18 protein-coding genes are annotated in these 18,223 nt (G+C 64.0%); 5 read left to right on the top strand and 13 right to left on the bottom strand.

From position 1 onward, the window contains the following. Window positions 1–4 precede the first annotated feature (4 nt). The 3 genes from imuA to AC07VU_RS11590 are packed head-to-tail and all read right to left on the bottom strand — an operon-like array spanning window position 5 to window position 2,195. Window positions 5–622 carry a translesion DNA synthesis-associated protein ImuA gene (imuA, locus tag AC07VU_RS11600; RefSeq protein WP_277589166.1) on the bottom strand — a complete coding sequence of 206 codons (618 nt, stop codon included), beginning with the start codon at window positions 620–622 and terminating at the stop codon, window positions 5–7. After that, window positions 622–1,239 (bottom strand): transcriptional repressor LexA, encoded by a 618-nt coding sequence (lexA, locus tag AC07VU_RS11595; protein ID WP_053261774.1) that lies wholly within the window; start codon window positions 1,237–1,239, stop codon window positions 622–624. The genes imuA and lexA overlap by 1 nt, the downstream gene beginning before the upstream one ends. Before the next feature lie 38 nt (window positions 1,240–1,277). After that, window positions 1,278–2,195, bottom strand: a complete 918-nt coding sequence (locus tag AC07VU_RS11590; RefSeq protein ID WP_277589167.1) for a LysR family transcriptional regulator — start codon at window positions 2,193–2,195, stop codon at window positions 1,278–1,280. A 103-nt stretch (window positions 2,196–2,298) separates the two neighbouring features. Between AC07VU_RS11590 and AC07VU_RS11585 the strand changes: the two genes are divergently transcribed. The 3 genes from AC07VU_RS11585 to AC07VU_RS11575 all read left to right on the top strand — a co-directional run bounded on the left by AC07VU_RS11585 (window position 2,299) and on the right by AC07VU_RS11575 (window position 6,700). Then, window positions 2,299–4,041 carry an amidohydrolase gene (locus AC07VU_RS11585; protein WP_277589168.1) on the top strand — a complete coding sequence of 581 codons (1,743 nt, stop codon included), beginning with the start codon at window positions 2,299–2,301 and terminating at the stop codon, window positions 4,039–4,041. A gap of 130 nt (window positions 4,042–4,171) precedes the next feature. Continuing rightward, a complete protein-coding gene (locus tag AC07VU_RS11580; protein WP_457276715.1) occupies window positions 4,172–4,909 on the top strand; it encodes a TorF family putative porin in 738 nt (245 codons plus the stop codon). 132 nt (window positions 4,910–5,041) lie between these two features. Further along, window positions 5,042–6,700 (top strand): phosphoethanolamine transferase, encoded by a 1,659-nt coding sequence (locus AC07VU_RS11575; protein WP_495029877.1) that lies wholly within the window; start codon window positions 5,042–5,044, stop codon window positions 6,698–6,700. Window positions 6,701–6,832: 132 nt separating this feature from the next. On the opposite strand, the gene AC07VU_RS11570 is transcribed toward AC07VU_RS11575, so the two are convergent. From AC07VU_RS11570 to AC07VU_RS11560, 3 genes are all read right to left on the bottom strand, one after another. Beyond that, window positions 6,833–7,594: a fimbrial protein gene (locus AC07VU_RS11570; RefSeq protein ID WP_274303894.1), complete on the bottom strand. Its 762-nt coding sequence runs from the start codon at window positions 7,592–7,594 to the stop codon at window positions 6,833–6,835. A gap of 566 nt (window positions 7,595–8,160) precedes the next feature. After that, the gene (locus tag AC07VU_RS11565; RefSeq protein WP_274303895.1) at window positions 8,161–9,045 is read right to left on the bottom strand and encodes a Dyp-type peroxidase; all 885 of its coding nucleotides are present in this window, start codon (window positions 9,043–9,045) and stop codon (window positions 8,161–8,163) included. A gap of 100 nt (window positions 9,046–9,145) precedes the next feature. Then, window positions 9,146–10,183 carry an AraC family transcriptional regulator gene (locus tag AC07VU_RS11560; RefSeq protein WP_062825598.1) on the bottom strand — a complete coding sequence of 346 codons (1,038 nt, stop codon included), beginning with the start codon at window positions 10,181–10,183 and terminating at the stop codon, window positions 9,146–9,148. 272 nt (window positions 10,184–10,455) lie between these two features. Between AC07VU_RS11560 and AC07VU_RS11555 the strand changes: the two genes are divergently transcribed. Together AC07VU_RS11555 and AC07VU_RS11550 are read left to right on the top strand one after the other, a co-directional pair. Then, on the top strand, window positions 10,456–11,406 hold the full coding sequence (locus tag AC07VU_RS11555) for a SphA family protein (RefSeq protein WP_495029876.1): 951 nt from the start codon (window positions 10,456–10,458) through the stop codon (window positions 11,404–11,406). A 14-nt stretch (window positions 11,407–11,420) separates the two neighbouring features. Continuing rightward, a complete protein-coding gene (locus AC07VU_RS11550; protein WP_185057573.1) occupies window positions 11,421–11,573 on the top strand; it encodes a hypothetical protein in 153 nt (50 codons plus the stop codon). Here AC07VU_RS11550 and AC07VU_RS11545 read toward each other — a convergent pair. From AC07VU_RS11545 to tolQ, 7 genes are all read right to left on the bottom strand, one after another. Beyond that, window positions 11,570–12,778, bottom strand: a complete 1,209-nt coding sequence (locus tag AC07VU_RS11545) for a DSD1 family PLP-dependent enzyme (protein WP_173679829.1) — start codon at window positions 12,776–12,778, stop codon at window positions 11,570–11,572. The two genes, AC07VU_RS11550 and AC07VU_RS11545, sit on opposite strands and share 4 nt — an antisense overlap. A gap of 84 nt (window positions 12,779–12,862) precedes the next feature. Further along, window positions 12,863–14,191, bottom strand: a complete 1,329-nt coding sequence (locus AC07VU_RS11540; protein ID WP_495029969.1) for a D-arabinono-1,4-lactone oxidase — start codon at window positions 14,189–14,191, stop codon at window positions 12,863–12,865. A gap of 86 nt (window positions 14,192–14,277) precedes the next feature. Then, window positions 14,278–14,679, bottom strand: coding sequence for a c-type cytochrome (locus AC07VU_RS11535; RefSeq protein ID WP_274303900.1), 402 nt, complete (start codon window positions 14,677–14,679; stop codon window positions 14,278–14,280). 187 nt (window positions 14,680–14,866) lie between these two features. Next, window positions 14,867–15,484 carry a fimbrial protein gene (locus AC07VU_RS11530; RefSeq protein ID WP_274303902.1) on the bottom strand — a complete coding sequence of 206 codons (618 nt, stop codon included), beginning with the start codon at window positions 15,482–15,484 and terminating at the stop codon, window positions 14,867–14,869. 730 nt (window positions 15,485–16,214) lie between these two features. Then, a complete protein-coding gene (locus tag AC07VU_RS11525) occupies window positions 16,215–17,051 on the bottom strand; it encodes an energy transducer TonB (protein WP_495029875.1) in 837 nt (278 codons plus the stop codon). Further along, the gene (gene tolR, locus AC07VU_RS11520) at window positions 17,048–17,494 is read right to left on the bottom strand and encodes a protein TolR (protein ID WP_009044506.1); all 447 of its coding nucleotides are present in this window, start codon (window positions 17,492–17,494) and stop codon (window positions 17,048–17,050) included. The genes AC07VU_RS11525 and tolR overlap by 4 nt, the downstream gene beginning before the upstream one ends. A 13-nt stretch (window positions 17,495–17,507) precedes the next feature. After that, a complete protein-coding gene (gene tolQ, locus AC07VU_RS11515) occupies window positions 17,508–18,218 on the bottom strand; it encodes a protein TolQ (protein WP_495029874.1) in 711 nt (236 codons plus the stop codon). Window positions 18,219–18,223 lie beyond the last annotated feature (5 nt).

The following is an 18,223-nucleotide window of genomic DNA, read 5'->3' as shown; positions in this document are numbered from 1 at the left end:
AACCTCAGGACCCCGGGGCGAAGGCGATCGGCGCCGAGTGGGCCAGGCCGCCGCGGCACTTGAGCACCCGCAACTGTGCCGGTCGCGCCTCCACGGCAAGGCGCAGGGCCGCCGGCGAAGGGTTGATGGCTTCCTTGAGGGAGCGGTAGACAAAGGCCAGGGTCTGGCCGGTTTCGGCCGCCACCTGCAAACGCCGCAAGGCGCGGTCGTCGGCCAGTTGCGGCCAGCACAGCACGGCCCCGCAACTGCCCGAACGCAAACACTGCTCGGCGGCCCACAGGGCATCCCGTTCGCCGGCCTGGATCACCGCCAGCTGGCGCAGGTCGACCCCGGCGCTCTGCCAGGCCTGGGGGTACGGCACATGGGGCGGCGCCACCAGCACGATGCGCTCGCCAGCGGCCGAGAGCCGGGCCAGGGTCGGCCACAGCAATTGCAGCTCGCCGACACCCTGGGCGGCGATGAGGATTTCCGTCAGCGCCGATTCCGGCCAGCCGCCGCCAGGCAAGGCCGCATCCAGCATGGCGTGGCCGGTGGGTTGCGGGCTGGCCGCGGGCGCCGTCGGGCGGCCCTTCCACACCCGGCCGGCATTGAACAGCGTCTCCAGTGCCACGACGGCGCCCATCAGCCTTGCCTCACCAGGCCACAGAACACCCCTTCGATGGCCAGGTCGCGGTCCTCGCCGATCAGGATCGGCGCATAGGCCGGGTTGCGCGGCAGCAGGCGCACGCCCTCGGCCAGGCGTTCGAAACGCTTGATGGTGACCTCGCCGTCCAGCCGCGCCACCACGATCTGACCGTTGCGCACCTCACTGTCGCGGCGCACCGCCACCAGGTCGCCGTCGAGGATGCCGTCCTCGATCATCGAGTCGCCCTGGACCCGCAGCAGGTAATCGGGGGTACGGGAAAACAGCGCCGGGTCGAGCAGCAAGCGGCTGTGCACCTCGGCATCGGCGCCGATCGGCAGGCCGGCGGCGACCCGGCCGAGCACCGGGATGTCGAGCAGCTCGGGGCGCGGCGGCTGGTTGAGCAGGCGGATGCCCCGGGCCTGGTTGGGGTTGACCTCGATGAAGCCGGCTTCGGTCAGGGCCACGACATGCTTGCGCGCCACGCTGCGCGAGGCGAAGCCGAAGGCCTCGCTGATTTCAGCGAGGCTCGGGGGCTGGCCATGTTCGGCGATGCGCTCGCGGATAAAGGTCAGGATGGCACTGCGGCGGGGAGATAAAGTGGTCATGGAGTACATTTGTACTCCTCCCGGGGTTTCCTGACAAGAACCGCCAGTCAGCCCAGGCCACGGCTCGCCAGGAACGCGCTGATGTAATCGATGAACGCCAGCACCTTGGCCGTGGCCCGCCGGTGGCTGGGGTAGACCGCGAGGATGTGCGGCCCGAAGCAGTCCGGGTCGATGGAATAGTCGGCCATCACCCGCACCAGGCGGCCGTCGGCCAGGTAAGGCGCGGCGCTCCACAACGGGGTGTGCAGCAGCCCGCGCCCGGCCAGGGCATTGGCCAGCAGCAGGTCGTAATTGTCGCTGCGCAGCCGCGGCGCCCGAGGTTGCAGCAAGCTCAGGCGCTGCCCGTCCCGCTCGACCCACCAGAACTCGCGGCTGAGCAAGGGATGGCGATAGAGCAGCCATTCGTGGTCGTCGAGGGTTTGCGGCGTCACCGCCACGCCCTTGCGCGCCAGGTAGGCCGGGCTGGCGCACAAGGCCAGGCAATTGCTGCCGACCACCCGGGCGATCAACCCCGGCAGGTCGTCATGGCCTTCGCGCAGGGCCAGGTCGTAGCCGCTTTCCAGCAGGTTGACGAACTCGTCGCACAAATCCACTTGCAGGTCAATCTGCGGGTACTGCTCGAGGAAACCGCCACACACCTGGTCGAGAAAGGCCTGCCCATAGGCCAGCGGCGCGGTGATTTTCAGGTTGCCGCGCAGGCCATGCTGCAACTGCTCGATTTCCTCACCGGCCTCCTCCAGTCGCTGCAGGACCTGGCGCGCAGTGTCCAGGTAGAGCCGCCCCACTTCCGTCAGCAGGATCCGCCGGGTGCTGCGCTCGAACAAGCGCGCGCCCAGCTCGACTTCCAGGTGATTGACCGCCTTGGTCAGGGCCGAGGGGGTCTTGCCCAACTGCTCGGCGGCGCGGCTGAAACTGCCCAGCTGCGCGGTGACCACGAACATTTTCAGTGCACTCAACTTGTCCATGCTTTTTCCATTCCGGCAAAAACGTTTTTCGTCAGTGAGGCGTTCTGTCGGCTCTGGCAAGCCAATAAGCTGGCCATCAGACGCAATAACAAGGAAATACTCAATGAAAAGATTCATCCCGAATCTGCTGGCGATTGCAGTGAGTTTTGCCTCAATGGAAGCCATGGCCGCCACCGACCTGGTGCTGTTCAACGGCCAGGTGTTCACCGCCGACCGCGCCCAACCCAAGGCCCAGGCCCTGGCGGTGGCCGACGGCAAGGTGCTGCAGGTGGGCAGCGACGCGCAGATCAAGGCCCTGATCGAAACCGGCACCCGGGTCATCGACCTGGGCGGCAAGACCCTGATGCCCGGCCTGATCGACAGCCATTCCCACGCGATCTTCGGCGGCCTGGAAATGACCTCGGCCAACCTGCAGGACGAGGTGGTCGGCCTCGACGAGCTGGAGAAAAAGCTGCGTGCCTGGCGCGACGACGGCAAGGCCAGGCATGGCGATGTGCTCAGCATCGCCGGCATGAGCTCGGCCTACTGGGCCCAGGCCGAAGCCCTGGGCCAGCGCTTCAACGCCGGCGAATGGGCCAGGGTGCCGGTGGTGTTCACCGGCAGCGATCACCATACCGCCTGGGCCAACAATGCGATGCTCGAGCGCGCCGGCATCGACGCCGCCCTGCTCAAGAACCTGCCGCAGGCCGAGCGCGACACCATCGGCAAGCTCGCCGACGGCCGCCCCAACGGCTTCCTGGTGGACGCCGGCTGGGACCGGGTCGCGGCGAAAATGCCGGTGCCCAGCGCCGCCGCCCTACTCAACGCGGCGCAATCGGCGGTGCGCTACAACAACAGCCTGGGCATCACCGCCTGGATGGACCCGGCGGCCAATGCGGCTCCCGGCGAGGCAGTGTTCGCCCTCAAGCCCACCGCCCAGACCGTCGGTGTGCTGCCGGCCTACAAGGCGCTGGCCGAGAGCGGTGGCATGAGCGCGCATGTCGCCGCGCTGCTGGTGGCCAACCCGAAAAGCCTTCCTGCCGACCTCGACGTCCTGGAACAGGTGCGCCAGCAATTCCAGGGCATCCCCAACCTGACCCTGCCCGGCGTCAAGATCTTCGCCGACGGGGTGATCGAGTACCCGGCCCAGAGCGCGGCGATGATCGATCCCTACAGCAACTCGCACAAACAGGGCGAACTACTGATCGATCCCGAGCATTTCGGCGAACTGGTCAGCGCCATCGACCAGCGCGGCTGGCGGGTGCACATCCACGCGATCGGCGACCGCGCGGTACGCGAATCCCTCAACGGCATCGCCCAGGCGCGCAAGGACCGCCAGAGCGGCATCGCCCACTCCATCACCCACCTGCAGATGGTCAACCCGAAAGAGTTCGCCCGCTTCAAGCCGCTCGGGGTCATCGCCTCGATGCAACTGCTGTGGGCCTCGGCGGACGACTACACCCTGGACATGATCAAGCCCTACGTCAGCGCCCTGGCTTTCCGTTACCAGTACCCGGCGCATTCCCTGCTCAAGCAGGGCGCGACCCTCGCCGGGGCCAGCGACTGGCCGGTGTCCTCGCCCAACCCGTGGAACGCCATCGCCCAGGCCATCACCCGCAAGGGGCCGCTGGGGGTGCTCAACGCCGACGAGCGCCTGGACCGCGAAACCATGTTCTACGCCTACACCCTCAACGCCGCCCGCGCCATTGGCCTGGAGCGGCAGATCGGCTCGCTGAGCGCCGGCAAACAGGCCGATTTCATCGTGCTGGACCGCGACGTGTTCAAGGTCGACGAAAAGGCCCTGCACGAAACCCAGGTGCTGCAGACCTGGTTCGCCGGCCGCGAAGTCTACGCCCGGCCTCTTTAACCCGATCTCGCTAAACCGACCCATCTAAAAAAACTAATCCACTGCCCCGCCCCACGTCCTTGCGCGTGTGGGCCGGCGCAGCCTTGCCCGAAACCTGCCCATAACAATCACAACAATACGGGACGCCCACATGAAGACCCTCAGCCTGTTCGCCATCGGTGCCTTGAGCCTGTTGCCCCCGGGCAGCCAGGCCCTGCCCTTGAACGATGACGTTGCCGTGGAGCTGGAGCTGACCCTGGCCAGCGACTACCGCACCCGCGGCATTTCCCAGACCCAGAACGATCCCGCCGCGCAGGCCGCGGCGACCCTGCTGCACAGCAGCGGCCTGTACCTCGGTGCCTGGACCTCCAACGTCGATTTCGGCGGCGGCCTGAAGACCCGCCAGGAAGTCGACTACTACGCCGGCTGGCTGTGGCAGGCCAGCGACGCGGTCAGCCTCGACCTGGGCTACCTCAAGTACAGCTACCCCCGGGAAGGGCAATTCAACCAGAGCGAGGTCTACGGGATTTTCAGCGCCTACGGGTTCAGCCTGGCGGCCTATTACTCCAACGATGCGCCGGGCATCGACAGCCAGCAGAGCACCCTGTACCGCTACCTCGGCTACGAAACCGAGCTGCCCCTGGGCCTGGGCTTGAAGCTGCGATACGGCGAGATGGACTTCAAGGACCCGCGACTGATCTCGGCCTCGGGCCAGGGCGAGGATGCCTACCACGAATGGGAGGCCAGATTGACCCGCGAAGTGGCGGGCGTGGTACTGGGCCTGAGCTATATCGATACCGACCTGTCGAAAAGCCAGTGCACCGGCAATTACGGATTCAGCGACCTGTGTGGCGCGACCTGGGTCGCCAGTGCCAGGAAGACCTTCTGAATCCCGCGGGCGCTGGTTGGCGTGAACCGATACGAAAAGCAGCGCCCTTTCGACATTTTTTTTACCAATCCCTATCTATAGTCGGCAGTGCAACTGCTGGCGCCTTCATCACAGGTAGAGGAACGAACTGAAATGGTCTTGGGCAAAGGACTGCGATTCGCGTCAATCACATCGACCCGCCTGGTGCTGCTGTTTTCCCTGGCGCTGGTGCTGCTCTACAACTTCGCCACCTGGCACGCGCTGGGCAACCTGATCAGCCTGCAAGGCCTGCACAAGCTGGCGTTCTTTGCCTCCTTCGGGCTGTTCCTGTGGGCCGCCATCACCCTGCTGCTGACCCTGGTGTCCTTCCGCTGGACCCTCAAACCGGCGCTGACCCTGGTGGCCCTGACCTCGGCCGCCGCCGCGTACTTCATGAACCAATACGGCATCACCATCGACACGGTGATGGTGCAGAACGTGTTCGAGACCAACCCGGACGAAGCCGCCGCGCTGTTCAATTTCAAGCTGCTGGGCTACCTGCTGGTGCTGGGCCTGCTGCCGGTGATGCTGATCTGGCGCACCCCGGTGCGCTACCGACCGTTCTTTCGCGGCCTGCTGAACAAGCTGCTGGTGATCGCCGGCTGTGTGCTGGTGATCGCGGTCTCGGTCGGCGCCTTCTATTCCACCTACGCGCCGATCTTTCGCGAAGAAGACAAGCTGACCCACTTCATCAACCCGACCAACTACATTTACGCCCTCGGCAAATACGCCAAGCAGAGCCTGGGGATCAAGCAACACCTGATGGTCCAGCCGATCGGCCAGGACGCGGCGATGAGTGCCCAGGCCAGCGCCCGGGAGAAGAAGTCGCTGATGATCCTGGTGGTCGGAGAAACCGCCCGCGCCGATCACTTCTCCCTCAACGGCTATGCCCGCGACACCAACCCGGAGCTGGCCAGGCTGGACATCCTCAATTTCACCCAGGTGCACTCCTGCGGCACCTCGACCGCGGTCTCGGTGCCGTGCATGTTCTCGATGTTTCCCCGCGGGGACTACAGCGACAAGAAGGGCAAGACCTACGAAGGCCTGCTGGATGTGCTGCAACGGGCCGGCGTGCAGGTGCTGTGGCTGGACAACAACAGCGACTGCAAGGGCACCTGCCTGCGGGTGCCGAACCGCGACATTCCCAAGACCCAGCCGAGCCCCTTCTGCGACGGCAAGAACTGCCTGGACGAAGCCCTGCTGGTGGACCTGCAGCAGTACATCGACCACCTCGGCGACAACGCGATCATCGTCCTGCACGCCGACGGCAGCCACGGCCCGGAGTACTACGAGCGCTACCCGAAGAACCTGGAGCGCTTCACCCCGATCTGCCACACCAACCAGCTGGGCAGTTGCAGCAGCGAGGAACTGGTGAACGTCTACGACAACACCATCCTCTACACCGACCACTTCCTGGCCCGGGTCATCAAGCTGCTCAAGCACAACCAGCAACGCTTCGACACCTCGATGCTGTACGTCTCCGATCATGGCGAGTCCCTCGGCGAAAACGGCCTGTACCTGCACGCCGCGCCCTACGCCCTGGCGCCGCAGGCGCAGACCCATGTGCCGATGCTGATGTGGTTCGGCCAGCAGGCCCTGAGTGACCTGGGCATCCAGCGCGACTGCCTGCAAGGCAAGAGCGGCGAGCCGGACCTGAGCCACGACAACCTGTTCCACTCGGTGCTCGGGCTGTTCGAGATCAAGACCAGCCTGTACCAGCCGCAACTGGACATCTTCCATTCATGCCGGCCGAACATGACCGCGGCACACTAGCGCCGCTGGATAGCGTTTGGCTTCTGTAGGAGCGGGCGGGCGGCGATCCGACTTGCCCGCGAAGGCCTGCGCGGTTTGCCTGGCACACCGCATCATCGTTTATCGCGGGCAAGTCCGGCAGAAGTCATCCGTCTACTGATAACTCATGGTAAAGGTCGCCGCCGCATTGGCTGACCCCGGGCGGACGCTAGTGGCCGTCTGGATATAACGCGCCTTGAACGGGATGGTCACGATGACGTTGCCAAACTCACCCACTTGCCATTGGTTCGGATTGCCGGTTTCCGCCGAGTCCGGGCCATAGCTGACCGGTGTGCCGTCACCGCGCAATATCTGCACACTCACCCCTGAGGCCGTGGCGGGACCCGGCAGCAGCGATAAATTACTGGACCTGTTACCCGGACTGACAGCATCGGTCAGGGTCAAGAACATTCTTGTGGTACTGCCTTCATTACCCCCTGAACATTTCAGGCGAATCTCCAGCGGAGATGATGAAGTAGTAACACCTGGCCCCGTCATCGAACTGATCGAGACTTTTCCAAGGCTCACCGAGATATTAGGAGTCAAAAGAGAACAAGAGGGAACTTTCGGTTTGATCTGCAGGGAGCCACTAATTGAAATCCTGCGAAAATCCGAGCCATGAGCAATAGCCGTAGTTGTGCCAATAAGCCCCGTCAATTGTCCTGACGCCGTGACCGGCCCCGTTTTCACCAACTCCACTGTGAAGTCTGATCCCGTCCCTAGGCCATAGTCAATATTAGGGCTTGTCATTTGTTGAGGCCACCATTGACTTGTGTTGATACCTCCTCGAATGCGGATGCCGATACCAGCAACCGGAGTTGAATAAGTATTGAACTTCCCTACAGGCCCGATACCCCTGTATTGGACATCACCCACTACGCTGGTACATTTGGCCCTACCTCCCAGCCCTGTTCCCGCTCCTGAAGAGCTGTATATAACCGTACCGTCAGGAACATTCGGATCAAAAGGCTGAGATGCCGCCAGTGGAAGTGTCACGATAAGCGAATTAACAACAGCGCCATCCGACCTCGTGATGGTGCAACTTGCATTAACCTTAAAACAAGCAAACAAGAAGACAGACGATATACAAAACAACAACCTTCCAGAACAAACAGACATACAGTAAAGACCGACAAGAAAATTTGCCGACCTTTATATCACCCCCCGCATTTTCGCCAAAGAAAAACACAAAAAATTAAGAAACGTCTTAATAACTCCGCTCACCTTGCATAACGCCAAGCATCAGCCCTGTCTATAAGATATGACAATGGCCTTCAGGCAATAAAAGCAGATATTTTCAACATTACCGGTGTCTTATATTTACCTTAATAACGCCATAAGTGAGTCTGTCGGCGTCGCGTGCCAAGAGCAGGCGTCCTCCTCGCTCCTACAGAGGAAAGCACACTTCTGTAAGAGCAAGGTTTGTCAGCGATGAGCGCGGATCAGACCGCTTGCAGGGCGCGCAGGTCGAGGCGGCCATCCTGCAGCGGCGGGCACCAGTAGTAGCCGCCGGTGATCGGCCGGCTCATGCGGTACAGGCCGTCGACGATGCCGTCTTCCAGGCCGCTCATGCGTCGCAGCTGGACTTCGAAGGCCTGGAGGCTGTGGCCGAAGGCGAGGAACATCAGGCCGCCCTTGTCGCCTTCGATCCACGGCATCGAACGGCGCACCATAAAGGCCTCGGGGGTGAAACTCTCCTGGGCGGTGCGCTTGACGTGGGCCGAGTCCGGCGCGTCGTCCAGCTCTTCGTTGTCGCTCAGGCGGCGGCCGATGATGTTGTCGCGCTCTTCCTGATGCATCGCGGCAAAGCCCTTGAAGTCGTGCTGCCACTGCTGGATCGCGGCGAAGCTGCCACCGCGCAGGCCGTCGCTGCCGTCGGCCAGGGCCGCGGAAACCGCTTCTTCATCGTGGGGGTTTTCGGTGCCGTCCTCGTAACCGGTCAGGTCGTGGCCGGTCTTGTGGCGGAAGGCTTCGTTCATCTGCACCAGGCGCAGCGCCGGGGCCAGGGCAGCCGCCAGGGCGTTGCCGCGGTGCAGCAGCTCGCCGCGGTCTTCGCCATGCAGCCAGACCCACAGCGCATGCTGGGTCGAAGGGTTGTCGACGCCGACGCCGGTCAGCGCCGGGAAGGCCTTGAGTCCCTGCACGCGGGCGCCCAGCGCCTTGACCAGCGACGCGCCAAACCCTGCTACCGCCGTTTTCCCGTCCACCAGCGTCAGCAGACGATCGATCGCCGCCGGCAGCGCCTCGATGGATTCGAGGGCGAAAAACAGGTGACGAGCCTGGCTCGGAACGGGGGTGGCAAGAATGCCCGGCTGGTAGTAACTCATAGCGACTCCTTGAAGAAAGCCCGGAGTTTACCCGGAGCACCACAATTTGTGGGGGTTTAGACACCCATGAAGTGACGCGGTGAAGGGCCACGCCCCTGTCCTACGCCTGGCCGCCCTCCTCCCGATAGGCACTGGGGCTCAGGCCGGTCCAGCGCTTGAACGCCCGGCGAAAACTGCGCACGTCGCTGTAGCCGACCGCCTCGGTGATGCGCTCGATGGACAGCTGCGGGTTGGCCAGCAGGCTCAGGGTGCGCGCCCGGCGCACCTGCTCCAGCAACGCGTCGAAGGTCAGGTCGTGCTCGCTCAGGCGCCGGCGCAGGGTGCGCCCGCTCATGTTCAGGTCACTGGCGACCTGCTCGATATGGCTGCCCTGGGTCAGGTCGCGAGAGATGGCCCGCTCCACCGCCTGGATCAGGTCCAGCTTGCGATGCACCTGGGCGCTTTCCAGTTCCAGCAACTTGAGCGCCTGGCGCAGGGCCACGGCGTGGTGGTTGGGCAGGCGCGTATCAAGCCATTCGCCGGCGATGACCATGCGGTTGTGCAGGCAGCCGAAGTGCACGTCGGGCCCCAGCAGGCGCAGGTACTCATCCTGGTAAGCCGGGGCGGCGTGCATGAACTCGACCCGCAGCGCCTGGAAATCGGCGCCGACCAAGGCACGGCCATAGACCGGCAGGCTGGCGAAGAACTCTTCGACGGCAAAGATCTGCACGTCGCTGTAGGGCAGCCGGCATTCGGCCTCGACGAAAAATTCATCGCCCTGCTGCCGCACCGTGCAGCTGACGATGCCGCCCGAGGTGTGCTGGTGGCGGATGCCGATGTCGAAGGCATCGCGCAGGGTCTTGCACAGAGACAGCACATGCCCCAGCAGGCCCAGGGTGCCGAGCACGTTCTGGTGCCCGACCCACAGGCCCAGGCCCTGCCGGGGCAAGGCCTTGAGCGCGCGCTGGATCATCGCCACGGCCTGGCGGTAGGAGATGCGTTGCGCGGGGTCCTGCAGGTCGTCGAGGGTAAAGCCCAGGCCGCGGCACAGGGCGTGCGGGTCGACGCCGTGGCTGCCCGCGACTTCGGCCAGGGTCTGCAACAGGAAGGGGGACACCAGGGCCAGTTGGTACTGTGGGTCGACGGCTTTCATCTGCATGGGCATCGGGTCCCGAGCCGGTTCGGCTGCAATGCTTATTCTGGTTATGCGCCCCGCTCCCGGACACCGCCAGGGCGAGGCGAGCGCCCGCTCAGCATAGCGTTTTCCGCTCGCGCTCACGCAAGGATGTAACAAGTCATTGCAGGCTGGCCGCGAAAGTCCCCCTCAGTGGCCGCCAATACCCTGCCTGCCCGGGTGCCGAAGGCTTATTCCTATGGGGCGGCCGGAAACCGGCCCACTGCGCGCCCACTGACAATAATAAGAGCCCGAACATGAATTCGACCCGCCCCCCTCTCCCCCGGCGCCTCGCCGCCAGCCTGGCCTGCCTCGCCGCCCTGCCCGCCCTGGCCCCGGCCAGCGAATCCGGGGTCGACAATATCGGCCCCGGCACCGACGGTTTTTTCATCCTGCCGCTGGATGTCAACGGCCTGCCGGACCACATGTTCGCCTTCAACCTGTATTACAACCACTACGAAGCGCGGAAGCTGAATATCAGCTCCCTGGGCGGCAAGGTGCCGGACGTGCGGATCGTCTCCGACGCGATCATTCCCCGCCTCGACTACCTGAGCCCGCTGCGGGTATTCGGCGGGCGCCTCGGCGGCTATGTGGCGCAGCCCTATCTGCGCCAGCAGGTGGGGGTCTTCGGCCTCAAGGACCAGCGCGAAAGCATGGGCGACACCACCATCGCGCCGATCATCCTGTGGGACCTGGGCAAGAACCTGACCCTGGGCGCCGCCGTGGAAATCACCATTCCCACCGGCAAGTACGACGCGACGCGCCTGGCCAATACCAGCAACAATTTCTACACCTACAAGCCGCTGGTTTCGGTGACCTGGCTGCCGACTCCGCGCACCGAGCTGTCGCTGAAGACCACCTACAGCTTCAACGAGGAAAACCACGCCACCGACTACAAGTCCGGGCAGATTTTCCACTTCGACTATTCCGCCAGCTACAAGGTGACCGACAACCTGAGCCTGGGGCTCAACGGCTACTACCTGAAGCAGACCAGCGACGACAAACAGTACGGCCGCACCGTGCAGTTTCTCGGCGAGGACGTGGACGACGGCGTACGCGGCCAGGTGTTCGCCATCGGCCCGGCGCTGTACCTGACCTTCCTCAAGTACGCCAGCGCGGAGATCCGCTGGGCCAAGGAGTTCGACGTGGAGAACCGGCCCGAGGGCGAGATGCTGTGGGCCAAGCTGACGATTCCGTTCTCTTTGTAATAGTGGAGCGCAGCTTGCGCGCGATGAACGATAACGCGGTGGTTCAGACATTCCGCGTCACGGTCATCGCGGGCAAGTCGGATCGCCGCCCGCTCGCTCCTACAGAAGAAGGACGCGCCTGCTCGATTGCCCGCGATGAGGTCCTCGGCAGCAGCGCAAAAACCTAGCTATAGACCGGCCAGCGCTCGACGATCCGCCCACCGCGCACCGCCAGCAGGTCGCCGAATTGCAGCAGCAGCGCTTCGCTCTGCATCGGCCGCAGGAACACCTGGTCGTCCGGCCCCAGGCCCACGGCGGGCGAGCCGTTGACCATCTCCTGGTTGGAACTGCGGCCAAACAGACCGTTGCTTTGCAGCCCCGCCGGCGACTCGAACTCGGCCTGCCAGTTGCCGCCGTAGATGAAGAAGGTCTCGCGCTGGTTCGGGTCCCACCAGGCCAGCAGCTTCGACTTGTCGTCCAGCGCCGGGATGCGCACCGGGCCTGTGTTTTTCAGCACCGGGGTGGCGATGTAGGCCGCGGGCCGATGTTCGCTGAGGGATGGCAGGTCGTAATGGGTCGGCTTGAGCATCGCCGTGCCCACCGACACCTCGCTGCTCAACTGTTCCCGCTCATGCATGCGGTAGCTGGGGCTGCCGGCGGTATTGAGGGTCAGCCCCGGCTGCCAGAGCGCTGGATGGCGTTGCCGGGTGAAGTCCACGGCGCTCTGGTAGCGCTGCATGACCTTGGCGAACAGCGCTTCGGGCGAGCCGAGAATGCCCGGCACGCCCATGCCGACAAAGGGGTCGTAGCCCATGAAGCCGGCGAACTCCAGGTGTTGGGGGTTGGCCGCGATCAGGGTCAGCAACGGCCCCAGGCCGCTGCTGTCCTTCACCCCACCGCGGTGCAGGCCGACGTCCAGCTCGATATTGATCCGCAGCCGGGTGCCCAGGCCGCGGGCCAGGGCCAGGTATTGCTGCAAACGTTCCGGGGTATCGATCAGCCATTGCAGCTGCCGGGCCGGGTCGAACCGGCCTTTGTGGCCCTGGTAGAACAGCTGCGCCGAACGCACCGGCAGCGGCTTGCCCAGCAGGATATCGGCCTCGGGAAAACGCATGGCATCGTGATTGAGGAATGGCTGGTGGAACGACATCAGGCGCTGGGTGCCGGCACGCTGGCCGATGTACGCCAGCAGTCCCGGCGACGGCAGGGATTTCTCCACCAGCCGCAGCTGCTTGCCGCCGCGCTTGACCGACTGCAGCACCACATCGATGTTGTGGTCCAGGCGGTCGAGGTCGATCAGCAGCACCGGGCGCATCGGGCCGTGGGCCTTGAGTTCCTGGTTCAGCGCGCGGAAATAGTCGCTGTAGGGCCCGCCCCGGTCGGCGGGCCGCAGCCAGGCCCCCACGCCCGCCAACAAGGCGCCGACACCCGCGGTACCGAGCAGGAAGTTGCGTCGATTCATGCTTTTTATCTCCCTTCAGACCACGCCCAGGATGGACGACAGGTGTGCATTGAGGAACTTGCCGCCGGGGTCCAGCGCTTCGCGCACCCGGGTGAACTCGCGCCAGCGCGGGTACAGCGCCTGCAACTGCCGGGCGTTGAGGCTGTGCAACTTGCCCCAGTGCGGGCGGCCGGCGTACTTCCAGAAGATCGGTTCAATGGCGGCGAAGACGTTGTGGTGGTCCATGGCGTAGTGCTGGTGCACCGAGATCGAACAGCTGTCGCGGCCCTCGAACATGCTCAGGGCAATGTCGTCGGCCTGGACATAGCGGTACTCGATGGGAAACCAGGTGCGCAGGTTCTTGTCGCGGATCAGCTTGAGGATTTCCCGCAGGCAGGCCGGGCCGTGCTCGGCCGGCACCGAGTACTCCATTTCGTTGAAGCGCACGTTGCGCACGTTGGCGTAGACCTCGTAGGAGTCGCCGACCCGGTCGTCGAAACGGGCGAAATGCCGCAAGCTGTTGAGCAGGGTGCGGCGGGTTTCGGGAAAGTCGCTGAGGTATTTATCGAGGTTCTCGATCAGGCTGACGAACTCGTTGCCACCCTCTTCGGCCGGGTCCACAGGCGGGGTCGCCGGGTCATCGGTTTCATTCAGGGCAATCGACAGTGCGTAGTCGGAATGGGTGACCACCAGCATTTCCCAGTGCTGGTTCTCGCGGGTGTTTTTCGCCAGGTCTTCGAGCAGTTCCTCGGTCTTGGCGATCCACTGTTTTTCCCGCAGGCGATAGGCCGGGCGATTCTGCAGACGCACCCGGGTGGCCACGCCCAACGCACCGAGGGAGACCCGCGCGGTGTTGAAGATTTCGGCGTTACGGCTGCTGTCACAGTCCAGCACCTCGCCGCTGGCGGTCACCAGTTGCAGGCCGCACACCTGGGCCGAATAGGACTTGAAGCCGACGCCGGTGCCGTGGGTCGAGGTGGCGATGGCCCCGGCCAGGGTCTGGTAGTCGATGTCGGCCATGTTCGGCAGGGCCTGGCCGATCGCCTTGAGCGGCGCGCCCATGCGCGACATCGGCGTGCCGGCGGCGAACTCGGCCTGCAAGGTGGCGGTATCGTGGCTGAGCAGGCCGCTGAAAAAACTCAGCGACAGCAGCGTGCCGTCGGTGGGCACCAGGGCGCTGAAGGAATGCCCCGAGCCCACCGGACGGATCTTGCCCGGGGTCTGGCGAATCACCTGCACCAACTCGTCCAGGTCCTTGGGCGCCAGCCGCGCCAGGGGCAGGCAGCTTTGCGCGCCGGACCAGTTGCGCCAGGGAATCAGCCGGGGCGCCCGCGCCAGCTCGGCCAGCAGCGGGTTGCTGGCCAGCGCGCTGAAGGTCCCGGCCACCGCGGCGCGTTGCAACAGCTGACGTCGTGTGAGGGGCATGCTCATGCCAGTGTCCTTGTGCCGGATTATTGGAGGTCTTGCGCGGACATGAAGCGGATCAGGCCGAGGAACTGCTCCTCGGAACACTGCATGCACAGGCCCATCGGCGGCATGCCGTTATAGCCGTTGATGCTGTGGTCCAGCAGGGTGTCAGCGCCCTGGGCAATGCGCGGGCGCCAGGCCTGGACGTCGCCGGTCAGCGGCGCGCCGGACGCCGGGTTGGCGTGGCAGAGCTTGCAACTGCTGTCGTAGATCCGCGCCAGCGCCGGGTCGTCGGGTACCTGTTGCACCGCGGCCGTAGAGGGCGGCGCGGGCTTGTCGCCGCAGGCCACCAGCAGCCCGCCCAACGCCAGCCACAACACGACGCGCCCCAGGCGATACCGCGTGACGACGGATGAAAACCGCAGCGAGGCAGTCGGTGCCGGCATGGTGTTCCTCTCGGGTGACGGTCGGGATCGACCCAGAGCCAACACTAAGGCAGGCGCGGCCGCGGCCTGAGGGCATTGCGGGCCAGCGAGGGGGGCATCTGCGGCCAGCCCTGCAGCAGCACAAGAGCGTTTGAGCGTGATGTGCTGGATTACTGGACTGACCGCTGAATGGAGAGCGTCCGTTCGGCTACTGGTAGCTCATGGTGAAGGTCGCGGCAGCATCGGCCGTTCCAGGGCCAACCTTGCCACCGGTGGGGATATAACGTGCCCTTAACGGAATGGTCACCAGGCCGTTACCGAACTCGCCTACTTGCCACTGATTCGGATTGCCAGCTACCGCCGAGTCGGGACCAAAGCCGACCGGCGTGTCGTCGCTGCGCAGTATCTGGATGCCTACTCCCGTGGCGGAAGAGCCAGACAGCAACGACAACGTAGTGGAGCGATTGCCCGGGTTGGCGGCGTCGCTCAAGGTCATGAACATTCTTGTATGGGCACCTGCATCCCCGCCCGAGCATTGCAAACGAATCTCCAGAGGACGTGCCGGGTTGGTAGCGCCCTTATCGGCCACAGCACCGACATGTACTTTGCCCATGCCTACGGCGATTGTGGGGGTCGATACGGCGCACGTAGGTACTCTCGGCTTGATCTCCAGATTGCCGTTGATTACAAAACGCTGAAAATCCATGCCGTGATCGATAGATGTAAAGGTACCGATAAGCCCGGTCATCCGCCCCGCCGCCGTAATAGGGCCGGTTTTTACCAACTCGATTTTTACGGAAGGGGAGTAATCGTACAGAGCGTACATCGTCGAGCTGGACGAAAGTGACTGTGGCCACCATCCCGCTGCATAGTAGTTTATTCGAATACCCACACCGGAAACCGAAGTCGAGTAGGTATTGAACCTGCCCACGGCCCCTACCCCCCTAAACTCGAGACGGCCAATAGGTCCGGAGCACTCGGCTGTCCCTACCTGCGCTGATCCTTGTGAGGTTGAACTGTACAGGACCGTGCCGTCAGGAACACTGGGATCAAAGGATTCGGACGGTGTCATTGGCAATCTGATAGTGCGCGTACCGACGTTAGTGCCGCCATAATCAATAGTGCAACTTGCTTGTACTTTCGAGCAGACAAGTGAAAGGACAAACACAAGAATCCCGAAAAAATGCTTCCGAAAATATAAAGACATGAGATATCGAGCATCTTGAAAAATGGGATCAGCTTTATATCATCAACATTGTCAAAACTTAAAAATCTGAATTATTTTCAGAAACGTCTTACATGGAAATTTAAGAATCGCCTTATATAAAAAACATCTTATATCGCCTCTAAAAATCACTTAACAAAACAACTGGCCATTCAATCTGGATATGAATGGAAACAGTGAGACAGTTTTTGTTCGATACACGTCGGAGCGAGCGGGCGGCGATCCGGCTTACCCGCGATGGAGACGACGCGGTCTACCGGTGCACCGCGTTATCGTGCTTCGCGCGCAAGCTGCGCTCCTACAGAGGCTGAGGCCAGGTGTGGTGCCAGGGCTATTGGATGCGGTAGTGGAAGGTGTTGCGCACCGCGGGCACCGCCACCGCCTGGCCGTCGACGATGCGCGGCTGGTAGCGGAAGGTGTTGGCCGCCGCCAGCGAGGGGCGGATAAACAGCGGGTGGCAGCCATCGAGCACCTTGGGATTCTCCACCTTGCCTTGCGGGTTGACGCTGTATTCCACGGTGCAGTCGCCCTCGATGTGCTTGTCCAGGGCGCGCTGCGGGTAGTCCGGAGCCTCCTTGCTCAGGGGCAGGTACTGGCGGCTGTCGGCCGCAGCCTGGGCGGCAGCTTGTTGCCGGGCGCGCTCGGCGGCCAAGCGGGCCTGTTCGGCACGCTGCTGCTGTTGCGCTTGCTCCTGGGCCAGGCGCTGCTGCTCGGCTTCGCGGCTGCGCTGTTGGTTTTCCTGGCGCTCGCGCTGCTGCTCGGCCAACTGCTCGCGTTTCTTGTCCTCGATCCGTTTGCGCGCCAGGGCCGCCTGTTCGAGTTTGCGCGCCTGGAGCTGCGGATCGACAGCAGGCTTGACTGGCTCGACCGGGGCCGCGAGCACCGGCTCCGGTGGTGCGGGTGTCGGTGCGGGCTCGACTAAAGCCGGCACAGGCTCGGGCGCTTGTGGCGCTGGCGGCAGCATCACCAGTTGGGTACGCAACACCGCCGGCTGTTCGGCGGCCGGCGGCTCTACCGACCAGCCCGCCACCAGCAGCGCCAGCACCCCGGCGTGCAGCGCCACCGCCAGGACCGCGGCCAGCGCATGGGACCGCCAGTGCCTGGGCGAGGGTTGCAGGGAGAATTCGTCGAAAGCCTGCCGTGGACTGTGCATGATCATCGCCGTCATTGCGGGGCCTCGGTCACCAGCCCCAGGTTGCTCACCCCGCCCTGCTGCAACGCCGCCATGGCCGCCACCACCAGGCCGTAGCCAGCGTCCTGGTCGGCGCGGATGTAGACCTGGGTATCGCTGCGCGCGGCGACGATTTGCGCGACCTTGGCGCGCATCTCGTCGAGGTCCACCGCGCTGTCGGTCTGCTGGCGCGTATCCAGCTCGCCGCCGAGGTTCCAGTAGTAGCCACCCTCGGCCTTCACCGACAGGGTCAGGATCTGCTGCCGGGTATCGGTGGCCAGGGCCTCGCTGGCGACCTTGGGCAGCTCGATCTTCACCCCCTGGGTGAGCATCGGCGCGGTGACCATGAAGATCACCAGCAGCACCAGCATCACGTCGATATAAGGCACCACGTTCATTTCGGCCTTGGGCCCGTGCTTGCGTTGCGGCCTGACTAGCATCTGCACTCTCCTCTCAGGCCGCGACGGCCAGGTTCGACGATGCGCCGTGCAGCTGGCGATGCAGGCGCGCCTGCAGTTCGTTGCCGAAGGCGTAGTAGCGGGTCAGCAGGGTCTGGCCACGGGCGGCGAAGCGGTTGTAGGCGATCACCGCGGGGATTGCCGCGAACAGGCCGATGGCGGTGGCGATCAGCGCTTCGGCGATGCCCGGGGCCACGGTGGACAGGGTCGCCTGATGCACCTGGGACAGGCCGAGGAAGGAATTCATGATCCCCCACACGGTGCCGAACAGGCCGATATAGGGGCTGACCGAACCGACCGTGGCGAGGAACTGCAAGCCTTTCTCCAGGCGGACTTCCTGCTCGCTGATGGCCACGTACAGCGAACGCTCGACCCCTTCGAGCACCACCCCGGCCGGGTTGCCGCCCTGCTGGCGCAGCTGGCTGTAGGCCTGGAAACCGGCCTGGAAGATCGGCTCGACACCGCCCTCGCCGTCCGCCTGTTGCAGGCTTTCGCGGTACAGCGGGGTCAGGTCGGCGCTGCTACGAAAACGCTGGATGAAGGCGTCGAACTGGCGTTCGCTGCGCTTGAGCACGCTGGTGCGCTGGATGATCAGGTACCAGCTGAGCAACGACGCCAGCAACAGGGTGAGCATGACCGCCTTGACCAACAGGCTGGCATCGCTGATCAGCCCCCAGATGGTCATGTGTTCCAGTGTCGCCTGCATGGTGA

It is taken from the genome of Pseudomonas sp. GW821-FHT02B10, from assembly GCF_059421865.1.
Note: the sequence above shows the minus strand (reverse complement) of the source record. Positions and strands in the feature narration are given on the sequence as shown.

Excerpts from the sequence above, each read along its gene's own strand:
- AC07VU_RS11565 (WP_274303895.1), bottom strand. The coding sequence starts at position 9,045 with ATGAGTTACTACCAGCCGGGCATTCTTGCCACCCCCGTTCCGAGCCAG.
- AC07VU_RS11580 (WP_457276715.1), top strand. The coding sequence starts at position 4,172 with ATGAAGACCCTCAGCCTGTTCGCCATCGGTGCCTTGAGCCTGTTGCCC.
- AC07VU_RS11575 (WP_495029877.1), top strand. The coding sequence starts at position 5,042 with ATGGTCTTGGGCAAAGGACTGCGATTCGCGTCAATCACATCGACCCGC.
- tolR (WP_009044506.1), bottom strand. The coding sequence starts at position 17,494 with ATGCTAGTCAGGCCGCAACGCAAGCACGGGCCCAAGGCCGAAATGAAC.
- AC07VU_RS11530 (WP_274303902.1), bottom strand. The coding sequence starts at position 15,484 with ATGTACGCTCTGTACGATTACTCCCCTTCCGTAAAAATCGAGTTGGTA.
- AC07VU_RS11585 (WP_277589168.1), top strand. The coding sequence starts at position 2,299 with ATGAAAAGATTCATCCCGAATCTGCTGGCGATTGCAGTGAGTTTTGCC.
- imuA (WP_277589166.1), bottom strand. The coding sequence starts at position 622 with ATGGGCGCCGTCGTGGCACTGGAGACGCTGTTCAATGCCGGCCGGGTG.
- AC07VU_RS11555 (WP_495029876.1), top strand. The coding sequence starts at position 10,456 with ATGAATTCGACCCGCCCCCCTCTCCCCCGGCGCCTCGCCGCCAGCCTG.
- AC07VU_RS11535 (WP_274303900.1), bottom strand. The coding sequence starts at position 14,679 with ATGCCGGCACCGACTGCCTCGCTGCGGTTTTCATCCGTCGTCACGCGG.
- AC07VU_RS11525 (WP_495029875.1), bottom strand. The coding sequence starts at position 17,051 with ATGACGGCGATGATCATGCACAGTCCACGGCAGGCTTTCGACGAATTC.
- lexA (WP_053261774.1), bottom strand. The coding sequence starts at position 1,239 with ATGTACTCCATGACCACTTTATCTCCCCGCCGCAGTGCCATCCTGACC.
- AC07VU_RS11560 (WP_062825598.1), bottom strand. The coding sequence starts at position 10,183 with ATGCAGATGAAAGCCGTCGACCCACAGTACCAACTGGCCCTGGTGTCC.
- AC07VU_RS11590 (WP_277589167.1), bottom strand. The coding sequence starts at position 2,195 with ATGGACAAGTTGAGTGCACTGAAAATGTTCGTGGTCACCGCGCAGCTG.
- tolQ (WP_495029874.1), bottom strand. The coding sequence starts at position 18,218 with ATGCAGGCGACACTGGAACACATGACCATCTGGGGGCTGATCAGCGAT.